Source organism: uncultured Campylobacter sp., from assembly GCF_938015785.1.
Classification (GTDB): domain Bacteria; phylum Campylobacterota; class Campylobacteria; order Campylobacterales; family Campylobacteraceae; genus Campylobacter_B.
Genome location: NZ_CALLWC010000037.1, coordinates 1 through 18,434 on the forward strand (window position 1 = coordinate 1; position 18,434 = coordinate 18,434).

General features: G+C 47.0%; 19 protein-coding genes. 11 read left to right on the forward strand and 8 right to left on the reverse strand.

Going from position 1 to position 18,434, the window contains the following annotated elements:
• Nucleotides 1-585: 585 nt before the first annotated feature.
• Nucleotides 586-1,008 (reverse strand): EamA family transporter, encoded by a 423-nt coding sequence (locus Q0393_RS05290; RefSeq protein ID WP_298978457.1) that lies wholly within the window; start codon nucleotides 1,006-1,008, stop codon nucleotides 586-588.
• A gap of 468 nt (nucleotides 1,009-1,476) precedes the next feature.
• Here Q0393_RS05290 and Q0393_RS05295 point away from each other — a divergent pair, with 468 nt between their 5' ends.
• Both Q0393_RS05295 and Q0393_RS05300 read left to right on the forward strand, forming a co-directional pair.
• A complete protein-coding gene (locus Q0393_RS05295) occupies nucleotides 1,477-1,860 on the forward strand; it encodes a DUF4878 domain-containing protein (RefSeq protein WP_298978459.1) in 384 nt (127 codons plus the stop codon).
• Entirely contained in the window at nucleotides 1,842-2,453 is a 612-nt protein-coding gene (locus Q0393_RS05300) for a YiiX/YebB-like N1pC/P60 family cysteine hydrolase (RefSeq protein ID WP_298978461.1), read from the forward strand. The genes Q0393_RS05295 and Q0393_RS05300 overlap by 19 nt, the downstream gene beginning before the upstream one ends.
• 455 nt (nucleotides 2,454-2,908) lie before the next feature.
• Here the strand turns inward: Q0393_RS05300 and nusA are convergent, their stop codons facing one another.
• Nucleotides 2,909-4,036: a transcription termination factor NusA gene (gene nusA / locus Q0393_RS05305; RefSeq protein WP_298978463.1), complete on the reverse strand. Its 1,128-nt coding sequence runs from the start codon at nucleotides 4,034-4,036 to the stop codon at nucleotides 2,909-2,911.
• 157 nt (nucleotides 4,037-4,193) lie between these two features.
• On the opposite strand from nusA, the gene Q0393_RS05310 reads away from it, so the two are divergent.
• Genes Q0393_RS05310 through Q0393_RS05325 form a run of 4 tightly spaced genes read left to right on the forward strand, consistent with a single transcriptional unit; the run spans nucleotide 4,194 to nucleotide 7,164 of the window.
• Complete coding sequence (locus tag Q0393_RS05310) at nucleotides 4,194-4,436, forward strand: HP0268 family nuclease (protein WP_298978465.1); 243 nt, start codon at nucleotides 4,194-4,196, stop codon at nucleotides 4,434-4,436.
• Entirely contained in the window at nucleotides 4,433-5,728 is a 1,296-nt protein-coding gene (gene miaB / locus Q0393_RS05315; RefSeq protein ID WP_298978467.1) for a tRNA (N6-isopentenyl adenosine(37)-C2)-methylthiotransferase MiaB, read from the forward strand. Before Q0393_RS05310 ends, miaB begins: the two co-directional genes overlap by 4 nt.
• A complete protein-coding gene (locus Q0393_RS05320; protein WP_298978469.1) occupies nucleotides 5,709-6,362 on the forward strand; it encodes a lysophospholipid acyltransferase family protein in 654 nt (217 codons plus the stop codon). Before miaB ends, Q0393_RS05320 begins: the two co-directional genes overlap by 20 nt.
• A 46-nt stretch (nucleotides 6,363-6,408) precedes the next feature.
• Nucleotides 6,409-7,164 carry a hypothetical protein gene (locus Q0393_RS05325; RefSeq protein WP_298978470.1) on the forward strand — a complete coding sequence of 252 codons (756 nt, stop codon included), beginning with the start codon at nucleotides 6,409-6,411 and terminating at the stop codon, nucleotides 7,162-7,164.
• Between the two features lie 230 nt (nucleotides 7,165-7,394).
• Here Q0393_RS05325 and Q0393_RS05330 read toward each other — a convergent pair whose 3' ends face one another.
• The 4 genes from Q0393_RS05330 to panC are packed head-to-tail and all read right to left on the reverse strand — an operon-like array spanning nucleotide 7,395 to nucleotide 11,380.
• Complete coding sequence (locus Q0393_RS05330) at nucleotides 7,395-8,051, reverse strand: metallophosphoesterase (protein ID WP_298978472.1); 657 nt, start codon at nucleotides 8,049-8,051, stop codon at nucleotides 7,395-7,397.
• Nucleotides 8,048-9,049, reverse strand: a complete 1,002-nt coding sequence (gene tilS, locus Q0393_RS05335) for a tRNA lysidine(34) synthetase TilS (RefSeq protein WP_298978474.1) — start codon at nucleotides 9,047-9,049, stop codon at nucleotides 8,048-8,050. The genes Q0393_RS05330 and tilS overlap by 4 nt, the downstream gene beginning before the upstream one ends.
• Nucleotides 9,046-10,557: a MiaB/RimO family radical SAM methylthiotransferase gene (locus Q0393_RS05340; RefSeq protein WP_298978476.1), complete on the reverse strand. Its 1,512-nt coding sequence runs from the start codon at nucleotides 10,555-10,557 to the stop codon at nucleotides 9,046-9,048. Before Q0393_RS05340 ends, tilS begins: the two co-directional genes overlap by 4 nt.
• Before the next feature lies 1 nt (nucleotide 10,558).
• The gene (gene panC / locus Q0393_RS05345; RefSeq protein ID WP_298978478.1) at nucleotides 10,559-11,380 is read right to left on the reverse strand and encodes a pantoate--beta-alanine ligase; all 822 of its coding nucleotides are present in this window, start codon (nucleotides 11,378-11,380) and stop codon (nucleotides 10,559-10,561) included.
• A gap of 164 nt (nucleotides 11,381-11,544) precedes the next feature.
• Between panC and Q0393_RS05350 the strand changes: the two genes are divergently transcribed.
• The 5 genes from Q0393_RS05350 (at nucleotide 11,545) to Q0393_RS05370 (ending at nucleotide 14,301) form a co-directional block, all read left to right on the forward strand.
• Complete coding sequence (locus tag Q0393_RS05350) at nucleotides 11,545-11,844, forward strand: DUF883 domain-containing protein (RefSeq protein WP_297944964.1); 300 nt, start codon at nucleotides 11,545-11,547, stop codon at nucleotides 11,842-11,844.
• A gap of 259 nt (nucleotides 11,845-12,103) precedes the next feature.
• Nucleotides 12,104-12,340 (forward strand): hypothetical protein, encoded by a 237-nt coding sequence (locus Q0393_RS05355; protein ID WP_291935601.1) that lies wholly within the window; start codon nucleotides 12,104-12,106, stop codon nucleotides 12,338-12,340.
• A gap of 59 nt (nucleotides 12,341-12,399) precedes the next feature.
• Entirely contained in the window at nucleotides 12,400-13,497 is a 1,098-nt protein-coding gene (gene prfB / locus Q0393_RS05360; protein ID WP_298978480.1) for a peptide chain release factor 2, read from the forward strand.
• Between the two features lie 20 nt (nucleotides 13,498-13,517).
• Nucleotides 13,518-13,853 (forward strand): hypothetical protein, encoded by a 336-nt coding sequence (locus Q0393_RS05365; protein WP_005870061.1) that lies wholly within the window; start codon nucleotides 13,518-13,520, stop codon nucleotides 13,851-13,853.
• Between the two features lie 10 nt (nucleotides 13,854-13,863).
• Nucleotides 13,864-14,301 (forward strand): hypothetical protein, encoded by a 438-nt coding sequence (locus Q0393_RS05370; RefSeq protein WP_297881919.1) that lies wholly within the window; start codon nucleotides 13,864-13,866, stop codon nucleotides 14,299-14,301.
• A 134-nt stretch (nucleotides 14,302-14,435) separates the two neighbouring features.
• Here Q0393_RS05370 and Q0393_RS05375 read toward each other — a convergent pair whose 3' ends face one another.
• Nucleotides 14,436-15,542, reverse strand: coding sequence for a hypothetical protein (locus Q0393_RS05375; protein WP_298978481.1), 1,107 nt, complete (start codon nucleotides 15,540-15,542; stop codon nucleotides 14,436-14,438).
• Between the two features lie 21 nt (nucleotides 15,543-15,563).
• The gene (gene uvrA / locus Q0393_RS05380; RefSeq protein WP_298978483.1) at nucleotides 15,564-18,410 is read right to left on the reverse strand and encodes an excinuclease ABC subunit UvrA; all 2,847 of its coding nucleotides are present in this window, start codon (nucleotides 18,408-18,410) and stop codon (nucleotides 15,564-15,566) included.
• Nucleotides 18,411-18,434 lie beyond the last annotated feature (24 nt).

Below are 18,434 nucleotides of genomic sequence, written 5' to 3' on the forward strand. Positions count from 1 at the left end.
AGAGGGACCATCTAAAGCTAAAGGTAAGAGGGGCAAAAAGGGTAAGGGAGAGTAAAATTTCTCCCGACCTTACTTATTATTCTACAAGTCTAGCGCTTGCGGCGATTGCAAGGGTTAGATAGCAAGCGTATAAATTTAGGCGGGAGCTATGGAAGTGTGCAAGATTTCAATTCGAATCTTGCGTAATTAGCTTACTCGACTATACTGTAGATTTAGAAGTTTACAATTCGATTTAAACTTGCGGATGCAATTTTATTTTATGGTACGGCGAGCCGATATTTTTTGGAATTTTAAGGTGTGAATCCCTGATTTCTCATAAATTTCAATCTCACTACTTTTAAGCAGAACTAAAATTACCTTAAAGACCGCCTAACTACAGCAAGGTATCGGCAAATCGATTACCGGCGCGTTTCAAATAATGCCTAGAAAGTGTAGGCTAAAGTCAAGCCATAATAAATCATAATGGTTTAGGGCGGCAATTTTGCAGAAACCGGCAGTGTGTTTATCTGATGACAAAGCGTATAGTATAGCGCGAGCGTGGCGGTTAAAAAGACCACAAGAGATAGATTTAAAGCAAATTTCACCCTATTTAAATGCTAGTATTATCACGCCTGCGCCGATTAGTGCTAGCGCGAGCCATTCGCGAAGACTCGGGCGCTCGCCTAAAAAGATCACTGCAATTATTACAACGAGCACTACGCTTAGTTTATCGATCGGTGCTACTTGATAGGCTTTGCCGATTTGCAGAGCTTTGAAATATGCTAGCCATGATGCGCCCGTAGCTAATCCGCTTAGTATCAAAAATACCCAGTTGCGAGGGCTCAGACTAGATAGCGGCTGCCAGGCTTTAGCGTAGCGTAGGAACACGGCGAGGCAAAAGGCTATGATGATCGTGCGGATAAAAGTCGCAAAGTGAGAGTTGATCCCTTCAAGCCCGATTTTTGCAAATATCGCAGTCAGCGCCGCAAAGAGTGCTGATGCAAGCGCCCAAGCCACCCATGTCTCCATGATATTCCTTTATGAAATGAATTATTGGATTATAGCCCTATTTGGGTAAAATTTGTTTATAATTTCGCGAGCGTCGCAGCAAAAAGCTAAATCGCGAGCGAGCAATCCCACGAAGGCGACATTTAAATTTTAAAATTTTAGCCGCAAAATACGGCTAAATTTCAGTTCCGACAAGCAAAGCTTGCCTCACGCGCTACCGAATGAGTTTGGGCGCCGTTTGAGTGGTGTGTCGCAAGACACGGTTCGCAGAAACTGTTATAAAATTTTGCTTTGGCAAGATAAAATTTTACCAAGGCAAGACGAGCTTTCCTTCGAATGCAAAATTCTATTTTAATTCAGCAAAAGCACGACCGAATACCCTTTTTGCAAATCCAAACGCGATATAAATTCCCCCGAGCAGAAAGGTTAAAATTTAAAAAATATTCACCGCTCGTATATAAAATTTCAAAATTTCTACGAGGAGAGCTTATGAAAAAATTTCTACTTGCACTCATTGCGATATTCGTTTTAGCGGGCTGCGGCAGCGATCCAAAAGGCGTTGCCGAAGACTTCGTAAGAGCCCTATATGAGGGAGATTCCAAGATTTTGGTAGATCTTGTTTATATACCGGACAAGGATAGGTCCGACGACGGTGCGATGCAGATAATAAACGGCAAACTGATGCAAATGGCGGGCGCCGGCAAGGAGGAGGCCTCTAAGCGCGGCGGGCTAAAGAGTATCTCGGGCGAGCTGCAAAATAGCGACGAGAAATCGGCGCTCGTGAAAGTCGCCGTGTCTTTTAAAAACGGCACGAACCGCACCGAGAGCGTTAAACTCGTCAAAAAAGACGGCAAGTGGAAAGTCTCGCTTTAGCGAAAAAGTTTCTTATCTGCTTGATATTTGTCACAGGTGGGCTTGGCGAGCTTTGGACGCTAACGCGCGCGCCTACGGCAAAAGAGCCGCTACGGGTACCGGATGAAATTTTATCAAACCTACGCACGGGCGATCTCGTCTTTCGCCTAGGCGACGTCACCGACAGCCGCATAATCGCGACCGCGACGGATTTTAAATACTCGCACGTAGGCATGATCGTGCGCGAGCACCCGCTTTTGGTGGTGCATGCCGTAACGGGCGAGGGCGAGCGAGACGGCGTCGCGGCCGTTTCGATGCAGGAGTTCTTGGCGCATGCGCGAGACTTCGGCGCGGTGCGGATGAAATTTTTAAGCGAGGAGCAAAAGGCGCGCCTCGCCGCTTCTTTACTTAAGCGCCTCGGCGAGGGTTTTACGCTAAGACCTCGCGGCGAAGCGAACCTATACTGCACGACGCTACTTGAGCAGGAAATCTCTAAAATCACAGAATTCTCGCCGCAGTATTTTAAGCTAAGCTTAGCTGTCCTGGGCGGAGAATACCTCGCGCCGAAGGCATTTTGGCACTACGGCGGCATCGAAATTTTATACGAGCGCTAGGCGCAGCTTATCTTGGGGCGGAATTTTGCGCGCTGTGTAAATTTAAATATAGCATCAATTCAAATCCGCGCATGAATAAAATTTAAGCTTAGAATTCTGCGCCGTAAAATTTCGGTCAAAATTTCGCTTTGACTTTAAATTTTGAAATTCCGTACTCCGTAAAATTTCGTATTAGAATTCTGCAGCAAAAATCCAAACGTGCGTGCGCGCGAAATTTCTTCCGTAAAATTTCGTATTAGAATTCTGCAGAGCATTAAATTTTATAAATTTCGCTAGCTACCGAATTCGCAAAATTACCGCTCGCTTCAAATTTTGCACATTCTACACGCAAAACAAAATTCCGCCTTGCTGCAGAATTTTCAAAACACGAAATTTACAATTCGTAAAATCCCAAAAGAATAAAATTTTATAAAAAGCGTAACTTACAAAATTTCAAAAAGCAAAGCGCGTGAGCTTTACAGCTCGCCGAAAAGCGCTTCGAGATTTTTAAGACCTTCTTCCTTGGAGACCTTTTTCTCGCTCGCTGAGCCGGTTTCGATAAGCTCAATCTCGCAGCCGCACAGCATCGAGGCGAGGCGGATGTTTAGACCGTTTTTACCGATCGCTTTGCTTTTTTGATCGGGGTTTACGTAGACGATCGCCTTGCCGTCCTCGGCTATTTTGACTGAATTTACGATCGCGGGCGCCATCGCGCGAGTGATTAAAATTTCGGGGCTTGCGGAGTATTCAAACGCGTCGATGCTCTCGCCGCCGCTTCCGTCTTGCAAATTTTTGCTTAAAAATCTACTCACCGCGTCGATGCGAGCGCCTCCTTTGCCGACGGTAGCGCCTACCGGATCGACATTTGGCGAGACGGCGCTAAGTGCGATCTTGGCTCGCCTGCCGGGGATTCTGGCGCAGGCTTGGATGATGACGCTGCCGTCTTTGATCTCTGGGACTTCGGCAGCGAGTAGGGCTTCTAGGAATTTCGGGCTGGTGCGCGAAAGTTCCAGCCTGATGCCGTGAGATTTGTCGATGGCTACGTTTTTGATGACGGCTTGCAGCACGTCGCCGATTTTGAAATTCTCGCCCTTGATGCGGTTTTTAAGCGGCATAAAGGCTTTCGTATCCTCGATCTCTACGTAGGTCGTGCCGTCGTGATCGATCTTGGTGACCGTGCCGTGGGTGAGGGTGCCCACTTTGCTTTTATAGTTTTCAAAAATTTTCTCTTCAAGCAGCCTTTGGATGTGAAAATTTAGCTCTCTGGCCAGTATACCGGAAGCCGTGCGGCCGAGGCTTTCGATATTTATTTCGTAGCTTAGCTCATCACCGATCTCCGCGTTTTCGCCTATTTTTTTGGCTTCGCTTAGCGCGATGAAGTTGTGATCGCCGAGCCGCTCATCATCATCCGCGACGACGTGGACCTTTTGGTAGAGCTTAACGCGTTTAGTCTGCGGATCGACTTCGCTGTCGTAGAGATACTCCTCGCCGAAAAGTCTTTTTGCGGTCTGGATGAACGCCGTTTTGACGCGCTCTTTAACGTCCGCGGGCTCAAGCCCCTTTTCGTTTGCAATCGACTCGATGATGTCGGTGATTTTTTCCATAAATTTTCCTTAAGATTTGATTTCGTGCTACTAAATTTGGATTTTAAATTTTGAAGTGCGGTATTATATGGAATTTTGACTTTATTTTTATTTAAACGAATTATTATCTAAATTTCGCTAAACTCGCGGGTTTAAAACATAAATGAAAGGATAGATCATGCAGCTAAAACTTGCCAGAACGGAGCTCGCCTCTAAGCCAAAAAGCGTTAAGATCGAGGATTTGCAAGCCCAAGTAGAAAAGAGCGGACAGAAAATATTTTATCTGGATAGAGAAAATTCTCAAAAAGATTTAGTCGCTTTGGTGGATTTTTTCGATACTAAGGGTTTTAGCGTGTATCAGCGCATAGTGCGATACGGGCTGAACGAAAACGAGTATATGTACGAGGTGCATATCCTTTGAGTAAACTCCTCTTCATCCAGACCCTAGGTTGCGCGATGAACGTGCGCGATAGCGAGCATATTATCGCGCAGCTAAAAGAGCAAGATTACGAGATTACCGACGACGTAAATATTGCGGATCTGATCTTAATAAACACCTGCTCCGTGCGCGAAAAGCCCGTGCATAAGCTCTTTAGCGAGATCGGAGCATTCGATAAAGCTAGAAAAAAGGGCTCCAAAATCGGCGTTTGCGGCTGCACCGCAAGTCATCTGGGCGGAGAAATTTTTAAGCGCGCGCCATTCGTGGATTTCGTACTTGGCGCCAGAAACGTATCTAAAATTTCACAAGCCGTACGTACGCCTAAATTTATCAGCACGGACATAAACTACGACGAGAGCGAGTTTGCTTTCGGCGATTTTGCGAGCTCGCCATATAAATCCTTCATAAATATAATGATCGGCTGCGACAAAAAGTGCTCCTACTGCATCGTACCGCAAACTAGAGGCGATGAAATTTCGATCCCCGCTCAAATCATCTTGCGCGAAGCCGAAAGATCCGCCGCTCGCGGCGCCAAAGAGATATTTTTGCTCGGACAAAACGTCAATAATTATGGCAAGCGCTTCTCTAACGCACACGAAAAAATCGACTTCAGCGACCTGCTCGTGCGGCTTAGCGAGATAGAGGGCATCGAGCGCATCCGCTTTACAAGCCCGCATCCGCTGCATATGGATGATAAATTTTTGGACGTTTTTTGCAATAATCCTAAAATTTGCAAATCGATGCACATGCCGCTGCAAAGCGGCTCCAGCAAGGTTTTGCGCGATATGAAGCGTGGATATACCAAGCAGTGGTATCTAGACCGCGCGCTTAAACTGCGCCAAAGCTGCCCGAGCGCGGCGATTAGCACCGATATTATCGTGGGCTATCCGAGCGAGAGCGAGGAGGATTTTGCCGAGACGATGGAAGTGTTAGAAGCGGTGAGATTCGAGCAGGTTTTTTCCTTTAAATTTAGCCCGCGACCGCTCACGCCTGCGGCAAGCTTAAAGCCGCTTGATGATGAAATTTCAAGCGAAAGATTAAGCAGGCTGCAAAGCGCTCACGCTAAAATTTTAGACGAGATCGCAGGAGCGCAAAAAGATAAAATTTTCGACGTGTATTTCGAGGAGCTGCGAGAGAGCGGCACTGCGTGCGGTAGAAGCTTTTCAAATTTTTTAATCTGCGCGCAAGGTGGCGAAGAGCTGCTAGGCAAAACGCGCAGAGTGCGTATCGAAAAGACCGCCAGAATGGCGCTTTATGGACAAGTTATCGCTTAAAAAGCGGTTGTTTTTCCGCGTCGCCGAATATCTCATTTTTATCCTGATTTGGTGTATTTTTTTAACGTGTAGGGTTAAATTTACCCCCACGAAGCTGCCCGGAAAGCCCTGCGTCGTCGTATTTTGGCATGGAAGGCTAGCGATGATGAGCTTTGCATATAGGCGCTGGTGGTTGCGGGATTTCGGCGGCAAGAGGCGCGCTAAGGTCATCATCTCAGATCACAAAGACGGCGAGATAATTACGCGCGTGATCTCGCATTTCGGCATCGGTGCGATCCGCGGCAGCAGTTTCAAAGGCGGTGCGCGCGCACTTATGGGCGCGATCAAAGAGATAAAAAGCGGCACCGACGTCATCATCACTCCCGACGGTCCGCGCGGTCCCCTTCACAGCGTCGCCGACGGTGCCGTGATCCTTGCGCAGCGGCTAAACTTAGACATTTACGCGCTAAATTACGAAGCGAGCAGTTTTTGGAAATTTCGCAGCTGGGACGAGATGGTCTTGCCAAAGCCGTTTTCGCGCATAAATTATAGCCTCAGCGCGCCGTTAAATTTAACTGGGCTTAGCCTCGATGCGGGCAAAGAGGCGATCAGGCAACTGCTTTTTGCAAGCGCCGAGCAGGACGTTAAATTTTAGTTTGAAATAATAGTGTTTCGGTATAATTGCAATTTTAGGAGAAAAAATGGCACTATTTAAAGCAAAATCATTCCTCGGCGTCGCTAAAAGTGCCGACGCATGCGAGTTTTTTTATAGAAAATTGGGTTTTGGCAAAAGAATTTTGGATGAGAAATCCGATCGCTTTTCTATAGCGCAAGAAAACGATCTGGCTGCCTCGCTAGCGGGCTTTGCGGATCTGAGTGATAAAAATTTAATCTCCTGCGTGCTGATTGACGACGAAAATCAAAGAGTGCATTTTAACGAGGATTATATGATTAAAGAAAATAGCATTTATCAAAAAGTCGATGATAGCTTCATAGTGGAATTTCCTCGCGCAAGTGCACAGGCGGCGGATGAGACTTTTGGAATAGAATTTAGCTCGCACGCTAGTTTATTTAAAATTTTATACTTCTTGCTAAAAAATCAAAGCGATTTTGAAAACATGGCGATGTTCGCACTGAAATTTAATAACCGCGCATGTTTCGTCGTTGCCAACCAAGAGCGCGTGCTCTACGCCGATATAATGCGTATCGACGAGGAGATGCAGGCGGCGATGAGCGACGCGGACGAGCTTTTTTACGAGCTTTTAAATTTTCAGATCGAGACCTTCTACAAATCCGAAAATAGCGAGTTTCTCACCAACGTTTTCATCTACTCCGACGGCACGCTTAGCAACGAGATCGGTTATGTGATTTTCACGCGCATCTTCATCAAAACAAATTTGATAAATCTAAATTTCGCCGATTACATCAACAAAATCGCGATGCTGGAAGCCCGCTAGATCAAATTTTTCGCTCCGTACCTAGGCAGAATTTTAAAATTTTATCTTTGCAGTATTGCGCTTGCTTGATACGATTTAGTTGCTTGTTCGCGGTTGCGTTTTGTTAAATTTATCTCGCGTTACATAATGGAATTTTGACTAGGTAAAATTATCCGTATTTAACGGCTCGCTTTTAAATTTAAACTTATTTGCCGCAAAGGGTCCGTCTTGCGCCGTAAATTTTATCTTTTTCACAAATCCCGATTAATTTTGCTTAAAAAATTTTCTATCAGAATCCGCCTTTGTTCCATGTCGTCGCTATCGCTAATGCCTTCTAGCTCGCTTGCGTGATGCGCTTTGGGAGGGATATCTTTCAGATACGACCACACCTCGTCCTCGCTTAAAATTTTGCCGTGCAGATCAAAACCTACGTTTAGCGCTCTGCCTGAAACCTCGGCGATATCTGCATGCAGGTGACCGTAGAGCATCAGCGCGCCATAATGGCAGTTTGCCCACTCGATCATCGGGTAGTGAGACAGAGCCGCTCTCTTATGCGATAGACGCACAAAGGCATATCCCACGATCTGCTCAAACATAAAATTACCGTCCGCCTTGCGTCCGCTTAGCAGTTCGTTTTTCATTGCGGCGATACGCCCATCGTGGTTGCCGAGCACCAAAAAATGTCGCCCGTTTAGTCTGCGAAGTAACTCGCAAGTGTGCGCAAAATCCTTGTGAAAGGACACGTCGCCGAGATTATAGACGAGATCCTCGGGTGTAACAAGCGCGTTCCAAGCGGCGATGAGATTTTCATCCATCTCGGCTACGTTTGCGCCTTTTCTAAAATTTGGATATTTTTTCAGCACCAGCTCGTGGCCGAAGTGTAGATCGGAGGTAAAATAAACGCTCATAAAAGCTCCTCAAATAGCGCAAGATCCGCGCCTGCGGCAAATAAAAATCCGCGGTTTATCGGTGGGATGGCGAGCTGTCTGCACGCTTCTTTAAATTTCTTGTCCATCGTCGCTTTGATATATGGCGTTACTAGAATAAAATTTGCGCCCGCTCCGACGGCTACCTTTCCGCCTAGCACGCAGTCGGCGCCGTTTTCTAGGCAGCGCGCGCATTCGTTTCGCTGCGCCGAGCTTAGCACGAGTCCTAGCCTCTTGCAGGCAAGATCCACGCCGCGAATCTCGCCCCGGCCGCGTTTTATGAGATAAATTTTAGGCGCGGGATTAGAAATTTCGGGAGTTAAGCTTAACGCGTCAGCCGCCAAAAACTCAAAGCTCTTTTTCACGCCGCTAGAGCACTCGTTTAAAAACGGCTCGCTAAATTTAGCGCGAATAAAGCCACGCTTAAACTGCTCCGTTAAATTTGTCTCGTCGGTGAAGTATTTTAGGTTTTGCTCACGTAAAAACCGCTCCAGCTCGCACTTTCGCACGCCTAAAAGCGGACGAGCGATCACGTAGTCATCGCGGGGCTCAAGCTCTTGCATGCCAAGTAGCTCGCTAAGCCCTGCACCGCGCCCAAGCTGCATCAAAAACCACTCGAATTTATCGTCAAACTGATGCGCCAAAATCAAATTTTCATAACCCTGCTCGCGGCAAATTTGGCCAAAAAACTCATATCTGGCCGCGCGTGCCTCGTGCTCGAAATTTGACGTGCCCAGTCGTACGCTTTTTACGTAAATTTGTTTGTTAAATTTGACCGCCAAATACCTTGCCGAAGCGACTTCGTCTTTGCTCTGCGCGCGGACATTATAATCCACGATCGCAAGGTCGAATTTCACGCCCGCCTCGTTTAAAAGGTAAAAAAGCGCCGTGCTATCGACGCCGTGCGAAAAAGCAAGCAGATTTTTGCCAGCCCGCAGCAAGGCTAGAATTTTGCTTGGAATTTCGGGCGAGTTTTTCATCGTCCTTGCGAGCTTTTTAGCACTCGCGCAAGCAGCCTATCGCCCGCAAATTCCGTGATTTCGCACTCGTATAGACCGCCTACTTTTAGATTTTGCACGCAGCTTTCGTTGATTAAAATTTCGCCGTCGATGTCCTTGTCCCATGAAAGAGGCTTGGCGCCGTAAAAAAACTCGCCCTCGCTGCTGGCACCTTCGATTATTAGGGGCATCTTTTTGCCTACGAGCGCGTGCATGCTGCTATCTATCGCTTCGCGCGTGATTTTTTCGATTTTATTCAGACGGCGACTAATTGTCCGTGCGGGGATCTGCGGCATCGCAAAGCTCACCGTATCCTCCTCCTTGCTGTAGGCAAAAGCTGAAATTCTATCAAATTTAAACTCCTGCAAAAAGTCGCAAAGCTCGTCAAATTCTACGTCTGTTTCGCCTGGGTGTCCGACGATGACGCCCGTTCGTAAAAATGCGCCCGGCGCACTTCGCATTAAATTTAAAAGCTCTTTGATCCGCGCCGCGCTCGCGCCGCGCTTCATCAGGCTTAGCATTTTGTCGTTTATGTGCTGAATCGGCATGTCGAAGTAATTTGCGAAAACGGGTGAGCCCACGATCGTGCGGATGAGTCGCTCGTCGGTGCTGGTGGGGTAGAGATATAGCACGCGCGCGACCTTTACGCCCTTTATTTTTTCGATGCGTTTTATCAGCGCGACTAGGTCGGCGCCCCACTCATCAGCTATTTCATCGCTCGCGCTCTCCTCGCTAGAGCCCTTGCCGCGGGTGAGCCTGCCTTGAGCGGAAATTTTATCTGCCGCGCCGCCGTTTGAGTCATCGGAATTCTGCCCGTCGCGAAAGCCCGCAAAATTTAACTCGCCTTCGGAGCCTTTAAAATTTGATCCGCCCTTGTTACTGCGTCTTAGATCGCGACCGAAGCTGCTGGAATCCTGCGCTATAAAGCTAAAATCGTAAAATCCGCGCGCTACCAAACTGCGTACCTCCGCTTCGATGTCCTCGATACTGCGGCTTTTTAGGCGACCTTTGAAGCTCGGAATGGCGCAGAAAGAGCATTTTTGATTACAGCCCTCTGAAATTTTAACGTAAGCGTGGTAGTTTGAGCCCGTTATCACACGCGAAGAGGTAGGCGCGGGACTTTGCAGATAGGTTTGCGGGCTGAATAAATTCTGCTTTTTTAAAATCATCTCATCGATTTTATCGTAGTCGCCAACGCCGCTGAAAATATCGACCTCGGGCAGCTCGCGCATGAGCTCATCCTTGTAGCGCTGCATCAGACAGCCCGTGACGACCAGCAGCGCGCCGCTTTTTTTCTGCTCGCTAAGCTTCAAAATCGTGCGGATACTCTCCTGCTTGGCACTTGCTATGAAGCCGCAGGTATTTACGATCATCACGTCCGCGCTAGCAGGCTCATCCGTGAGCTCATAGTTTTGCAGACGCCCGAGCATGATCTCGGAGTCGACTAAATTTTTATTGCAGCCTAGAGAAACGAGATGGAGTTTTGCCATTTTACAGCCAGATATTATCGATCAGGCGGGTTGTGCCGACCTTTGCGGCAAGCAGGATTATCGTATCGCCTTGCTTGATCTGCGAAATTTCATTAAATTTATAATCCACGAACGCTATGTAATCGACCGCTAGCGGCTCAAGCACGCTAAGCATCTTTTCGCGGACGATGTTTAGGCTGATCTCGCCTTTTTTAATAAGCGAGCTGGCATTTAGCAAGGAGCGCGAAAGCTTAAGCGCCATAAGTTTTCCCTCCTCATCCAAATAGGTGTTGCGCGAGCTAAGCGCCAAGCCGTCGCTCTCGCGTACGATCTCACAGGGCACGATGTTTATATCCATAAAAAAGCTCTTTACCATATTTTGCACGATGAAAAGCTGTTGGGTGTCCTTTTTGCCCATATATACGTTGAGCGGACGCACGAGATTAAAAAACTTATTTAGCACCTTAAGCACCCCGTTGAAGTGCCCCGGGCGCGTTTTGCCTTCTAAAATTTCACTTATTGGCTTAGGTGCTATGATTGCTGGCTCCTCCGTGCCGTAAATTTCATCCGCGCTTGGGATAAAAAGCGCGTTCACATCGAGGCTTTCGCAAATTTTAATATCGCTCGCTTCGTTTTTTGGGTAGCTGTTTAGATCCTCGCCGGGCAAAAACTGCGCCGGATTGAGGAATGCGGAGACGATTACGATGTCGTTTTCGTTCCGCGCTCTTTTTATGAGGCTCGCATGCCCCGCGTGCAAGGCCCCCATAGTAGGCACGAAGCCCACGCTGCCGCTTGCCGCTGCTCTGAAGCTTTTTAGCTCCTCTACGCTTCTAATGATCTGCATTGTTCTCTCTTTTCAATATAAAATATTAGGCTGGCAATTATATCAAAAAATATTAAAGGTATAAATTAAGCGCGAAAGGGCGGTCTATTTAGCGAGCGTTAATCAATAAGTACTAAAATCTACCATGAGCTTTAGCTCTAAAATAAACTTCAAAAGGAGCGAAAATGGCTACTCAAGAGACAAATTTAGATTCTTTGAAAAAAGATATCGACTCTTTAAAAGCGGATTTTAAAGAGATTATGAAGTCTATCAAAAACATAGGCGTAGAGCGTGCGGAGTCTGCTAAAGATAAAATTCTAGATCAGCTAAATAGCAATGAGATCAAAAAATATATAGATGATCTAAGGCTCAAAGGCAAAGACGGCATAGAAAGCGTAAATGACACGATAAAACAAGACCCGATAAAAAGCGTCGCTATCGCTGCGGGCGTCGGGTTTTTGCTCGCTTGGTTGCTGAAAAAATAATGGCCGGCATATCTGAATTTATAGTTTCGGTAGTAGAGCTCGTAGACGCTCAAGCTAGCGATATCAGGCGCTCTTTTTTAAAGAGCGCCAACTCGGTTTTACTAAATATAATTACGGGCGTGATTTGCATTATAGGCTTGGTTTTCTTTTTGCTAGGACTGCACGCGCTTCTTGAAAAAACTATCGGAGAAATTTGGGCGTATTTTGCATGCTCCATTGCAGCTTTTCTGTGTTCTATTATCGTATATAAGGTACTTTCGTGCAAAGCGAAATGACAAAAGAAAAGCTAAGACTAGTGGTGTCTATGCTTGAAGACAAAAAAGCCGATTGTAAAAAGTTGAAGCTAGAAGAAGCAAAGCTAAAACTGCTACTAAATGACCCTTTGCCCGATCTTTCGACGGAGCTTAAACTGATTAATCGCGGAAATATTAAGCAAGTTTTGATATCCCTAATAGATAAATGCTTCATAATGCCTGCCTTAAATAAAATTTTATAAACAACCTTAATCCAAAATATGTTATAATCACGCCAAAAGCATAAAAAAGGTCTTAAATTTTGGATAATTACGAATACACGGAACTTTTAAAAGCCCTAAGTACTAAAGTCGAAAATATTGCAGGCGTCGTAAAACCGGAGAACATTAAAGCGCGCCTAAAAGAGATCGAGGAGCTTGAAAACGATCAAAATCTCTGGCAGGACGTCGCAAAAGCAGGCGCCATCGGCAAAGAAAAAACTAAAATTTCAAATATCTTAAATAAATTTCTAAACGCTAAAAACGCCGTAGATGACGCGAAGGGCTTATATGAGCTGGCAAACTCGGAAAACGACGAGGAGACGATAAACTCGCTTTTTGCCGAAGCGGGTGAGTTAGAGGACAAAATCATAAATTTAGAAATTTCTATGATGCTTAGCGGCGAAAACGACGATAAAAACGCTATAGTAAGCATTCATCCGGGCGCGGGCGGTACGGAGAGCAACGACTGGGCGAGTATGCTATACCGCATGTATCTGCGCTTTTGCGAGAGAGAGGGCTTTAAGATCGAGGTTTTGGACTTTCAAGAGGGCGAGGAAGCGGGTCTTAAAGACGTTAGCTTCATCGTGCGCGGAGAGAACGCCTACGGATATCTGAAAGCCGAAAACGGTATCCACCGCCTGGTGCGCGTAAGCCCATTTGATAGTGCAGGGCGCAGACACACGAGCTTTTCAAGCGTGATGGTAAGCCCCGAACTAAATGATGATATCGAGATAAATATCGAAGAGAAGGATATCCGCATCGATGTGTTTCGCGCAAGCGGCGCAGGCGGGCAGCATATCAATAAAACCGAAAGTGCCGTGCGTATCACGCACATCCCGACGGGCATCGTAGTAAACTGCCAAAACGACAGAAGCCAGCACAAAAACAAAGAAACGGCGATGAAGGTGCTAAAATCTCGCCTTTACGAGCTTGAGCTGATGAAGCAGCGCGAAAAGGACGAGAACACGCCTAAAAGCGAGATTGGCTGGGGGCATCAGATCCGCTCCTACGTACTTTTCCCGTATCAGCAGGTTAAGGATAATCGCAGCGGCGAGGCGTATAGCCAAACCGATGCGATTTTAGACGGCGATATAAAAAGCATAATCGAAGGCGTTTTGATTTCACAAGCGAACAGATAAATTTTTTTGAAAGGATGAGAATGAGTGAAGATGGAATTTTGCTAGCGCTAGGATATAGCGTAAACGACGCGACGGTCGCGCAGCTGCGAGGAATTTTATCGAAGTGCGATTTTGAGGATAATGAACTTGATCGCATCGTGGGGCTGAACGATAAGCTTAAAATTTACGGCGCGCATGTGGCGATGTCTAATTCAAACCCGTATTTTAAGATCAAAAACGACGCTACAAATGAGGAGCGCAAGACCGCTGCGGAGGAGATTATCCGCTCTTGGTCGGAAAAATTTAAGCTCAAGCTACAAAAGGTCGCGGGCAAAGAGACCTATTACGTTTTGGGTCGCCAAATTTCAAAAAATTAAGGAGCAAAATATGAAAAAAATTCTAGCTTTGATCGCCGCCGGGGTATTTTTGGCAGGCTGCGTTAGCAACGCACCAAAGAGCGCAGTCGATGCGCCAAAGAGCGGCAAATATTCCTTTGCCGACGTTCAAGACGGTATCCGTGCGATGAACCTACAAGGCGGCGTCGTGCAAAGCGATGCGTGCAAAAACGGCAATGGCGCAATGTGTCTAAATTTTGCGGATTCTATGTATTCCAAGCGCGACTATGCTTCCGCCGCCAATGCCTACAACGCCGCATGCACGCTCTCTCAAAACTTCCCTGCTTGCCAGAAGCTCGCAGCTATGTTTGAAAAAGGTGAAGGCGTGGAGCAAAATAAATTCAACGCCATTGATCTATACCGCATCTCGTGCTATTACGGCTACAAGGACGCGTGCGCAAATATGCGCCGCTTAGGATATAACGGCTAGTGCTTTTAAATTTAAATTTTAAAATTCCATTCCGCCGTATCGCGGGATGGAATTTGTTGGGTGAAATTCTATTATCTAACCGCAATGGCTAAAATTTTCCTTGCCTTTTCAATTTGCTCCATAACATACGCTTTTTAAAATTTAAACTTTCTAAATTCTATCTTTTCGTTGAAAATCGACATCGTACGCTGCAGGTTGCTTATATCTTTTTGCATCGTCTGCATAAAATAATCTCTCAGCTGCAGATATTCCTCTTTATTTGCCATCAAGATATTTAGTATCTCGACCTCAGCGTTTTCCTTATAAAGCACAAGCTGATCGTGAATACCGAAAAAGCCGAGGCTACCGTTGCGCAGGTGTACAATAGCCTTTGCTCCGAAAATTCCTGATGCGGCTAAAACAAAAATACACAATATATCAGTTATGCTTTCGCCGATTGTCATATCGTATGCATCGGCGGCAAAAATTAATAAAATCCAAAGAAGTAGTGCTATTTTTATAAACCAATTTATCCTTTGCCGCATACTGTGCCTGCAATCAAAGCTAATTATCATCGCACCTATACTATTTAATTCGAAAATTTTACGGATCTTGTTTTTGTAATAATACAGAATTTTATCGTTTTTAAACTCAAAATACATGCCGTCTTTATCCCTAATTGCGGTCAACAATGAAACCAATATAGACGGAAGCATTCGAAAAGTCTTAATACTAACGGGATTTACTATGGTAGCAAAAGTCAAAAATATAATAAAACCTATCAGTAGCGCCGGAAATTGATAAATCATAAATTCATAATAAGTATGATCTTTTATTACTATCGGCTCTTTGTCGTAATCTCTAGCCTTGGAATTCTGCGGTAAGACGCCGCTGTCATCGGATATAAAATTTTGCTGCTCTATGTTGTTTGCACAGGCGGAATTCTGATCCGCTTCGGCTTCTAAATTTAAAGCGTCAGGAGCGGAATTCGGTGCTTTAGAATTCAGAGATTCGAAATTCGGAGGTTCAGAATTCAGGATTTCAAAATTCGAGGCTTCGAAATTTAAGGTTCTAAAATTAGAAGCTTCAAAATTTGAGACTTCGGAATTCGAGATTTCGGAATTTTGAGCTTTGAAATTCGAGACTCCAAAATTCGATGTTCCAGAATTTTCGCCGTTAGAATTTTGTTCTAAGCCTTGCTTAGGCTCTTGATGCCGCTTTTGTAGTAGCTTTCTTAATTCATCTAGCCTGCTTTGATCCATTCTTGCCCCCGATAAGGCGTTTTAACCTCGCTTGTTTTTCCTCGTGCTTTTAATCTGTGCTAGCTCCTGCGCCAAAAATTCCCCCGTGTAGCTACCGGTCTTTTTGAAATCTTTCGCAAGCTTTTCTGGGGTGCCGCAAGCGACGATCTGTCCGCCGCCCTCGCCGCCCTCGGGTCCCATATCGATGATGTAATCGCAATTTTTGATGACGTCCAAATTGTGCTCGATCACAAAGACGGAATTTCCCAGATCGACCAAATGATGCAGCACCGCTACCAGGCGATCTACGTCTGCAAAATGTAGCCCCGTCGTGGGCTCGTCTAGGATATAGAGCGTGTTGCCCGTGTCGGTGCGGCTTAGCTCCTTGGCGAGCTTGACGCGCTGTGCTTCGCCGCCGCTAAGCGTAGTGGCGGGCTGGCCTAGCGAAACGTAGCCGAGCCCGACGTCCGCGAGCGTCTTTAGCTTTTGATAAATTTTAGGCACGGCTTTGAAAAACTCGAGCGCCTCGTCGATACTCATCGCCAAAACGTCGGCTATGCTTTTGTTTTTGTATAAAATTTCAAGCGTCTGCGCATTGTATCTCGTGCCGTGACACACGTCGCAAACGACGCTGATATCGGGCAGGAAGTGCATCTCGATCGTGATCTCGCCCTCGCCCGCGCATTTTTCGCAGCGCCCGCCCTTGACGTTGAAGCTGAAGCGGCCGATCTTGTATCCGCGCAGCTGCGCTTCCTTCGTCGCGGCAAAAAGCGCGCGGATCTCGTCCATCACCCCCGTGTAGGTCGCGGGGTTGCTGCGCGGGGTGCGTCCGATCGGGGTTTGATCCAGGTAGATCACTTTATCCAGGCTATCAAGCCCCGAAATTTTAGCGTCCTTTACCGCGTGCACTTTCCTCGCGCGATTTAGCTCCTCAAGTGCCGTCGGCAGGATGGTTTGCAGCACCAAGGAGCTCTTGCCGCTGCCGCTAACGCCCGTGATGCCGACTAAATTTCGCAGCGGAAATTTTGCGCAAAGGCCGTGGATGTTATTGATATTTACGTTTTTGATACTTAGCCAAAGCTCTTGTTTGCGGTGCTTTTGGTAGTTTATCTCCTTTTGGTTATTCAAATACAGCGCGGTTTGCGTATTACTTTTAAGCAGATGCGCGACGTCTCCTGCGAATACGACCTCGCCGCCTAGATTGCCCGCTCCGGGGCCGATATCCACGACGAAGTCTGCCGCCTCGATCGTCTTTTTATCGTGCTCTACGACGATTACGGAATTTCCCTTTTCTTGCAAGCTTCGCAGCGTCTTGATGAGCTTTTGCGTATCGCGCTCGTGAAGCCCGATGCTAGGCTCGTCGAGTACATACATCACGCCGCTAAGACCAGAGCCGATCTGGCTTGCGATACGGATACGCTGTGCCTCGCCGCCGCTGATGGTGCGCGCATCACGCCCCAGCGTGAGGTATCCAAGCCCCACATCCTTTAAGAAAAACAGCCGCTCGTTGATCTCTTTTAGGATTGGCGCAGCGATCTGCGCGTCCTTTTCGCTTAAATTTGAAAACCGCTTCTCGTCGCTGAAAAATTCCACGCAGTCTGCAATACTCATATTTATCACGTCGCCGATGCCTTTCCCCGCGACCTTTACGGCTAGGCTTTCCGGGCGCAGGCGCAGCCCGCTGCAGTCTGGGCAGATTTTTTCGCTCATATACTCGTCCAGATCGCTTTCGTTTTTGAGCAGATCGTAGGCGTATTTGATCGCGCCCTCAAATTTACGCACGAGCTTATGTTTTTTCCAGTAAAAATCGATCTCTTTGACGCTGCCGTAAAGAATCAGCTTTTTTTGCTCCTCGCTTAAATTTGCATACGGGATTTTTACGTTTATGCCGTTTGCCTCGCAAAATCCGAGCAGAAATTTATAATAATAGCTCTTGTTAAATCCCGACATCACTTTAATCGCGCCGCCCTCGATCGAGGCGTTTTCGTTGATGATCTTACCTAGATCGAGGCTAAATTTTATCCCTAGCCCGTCGCAGCTCTCGCACGCGCCCTTTGGGGAGTTGAAGCTAAACGCGAGCGGTTCGAGCGGCTTGAATGAAATTTTACAATCAAAGCACGCCATATGCTCGCTGTAGTGGATCAGGCTCTGAGTGAGCCCAAGCTCGGCGGCGTTTGCGATCTCCACCTCAAGCTCGCCGAAGCTGAGCTTGAGCGCTTTTTCGACGTCGCTTGCGATACGGATGGAATTTTCCTCGTCGATGGTCGTGCGGTCGATGATGACCTTGATCGAGTGCTTTTTCGTCTTGCTTAGCTCGATCTCCTCGTCCAGTCGCACCAGCACGCCGTCGATCTGAGCGCGCACGTAGCCCTGCTCGCGCAAGCTTTGCAACATATCGGCGAAGCTGCCCTTTTTCTCGCGCACCAAAGGCGCGCCTAAGATCACTTTAGCGCCGCGCGGCAGTTTCATAATCTCGGCGATGATGTCGCTGGAGCTCATCTTTGAGATCGGCTTGCCGCATTTGTGGCAGTGCTGTACCCCCACGCGCGCATAAAGCAGTCTCAGATAGTCGTAAATTTCGGTGATCGTGCCCACCGTCGAGCGCGGATTTTTCGACGTCGTTTTTTGATCGATCGCGATCGCAGGCGTCAGACCGTCGATCTTATCGACGTCGGGCTTGCCTACGCGGTCCAAAAACTGCCTAGCGTAGCTGCTTAGGCTCTCGACGTATCTGCGCTGCCCCTCGGCATATAGCGTATCAAACGCCAGCGTGCTCTTGCCGCTGCCGCTGAGACCTGTAAAAACGACGAGTTTATCCTTTGGAATTTGCAAATTTATATTTTTCAGATTGTGTTCGCGTGCGCCTGTGATGGTGATGAGATCGTTCATTTTCGCCCTTTTGTGCAAATTAAT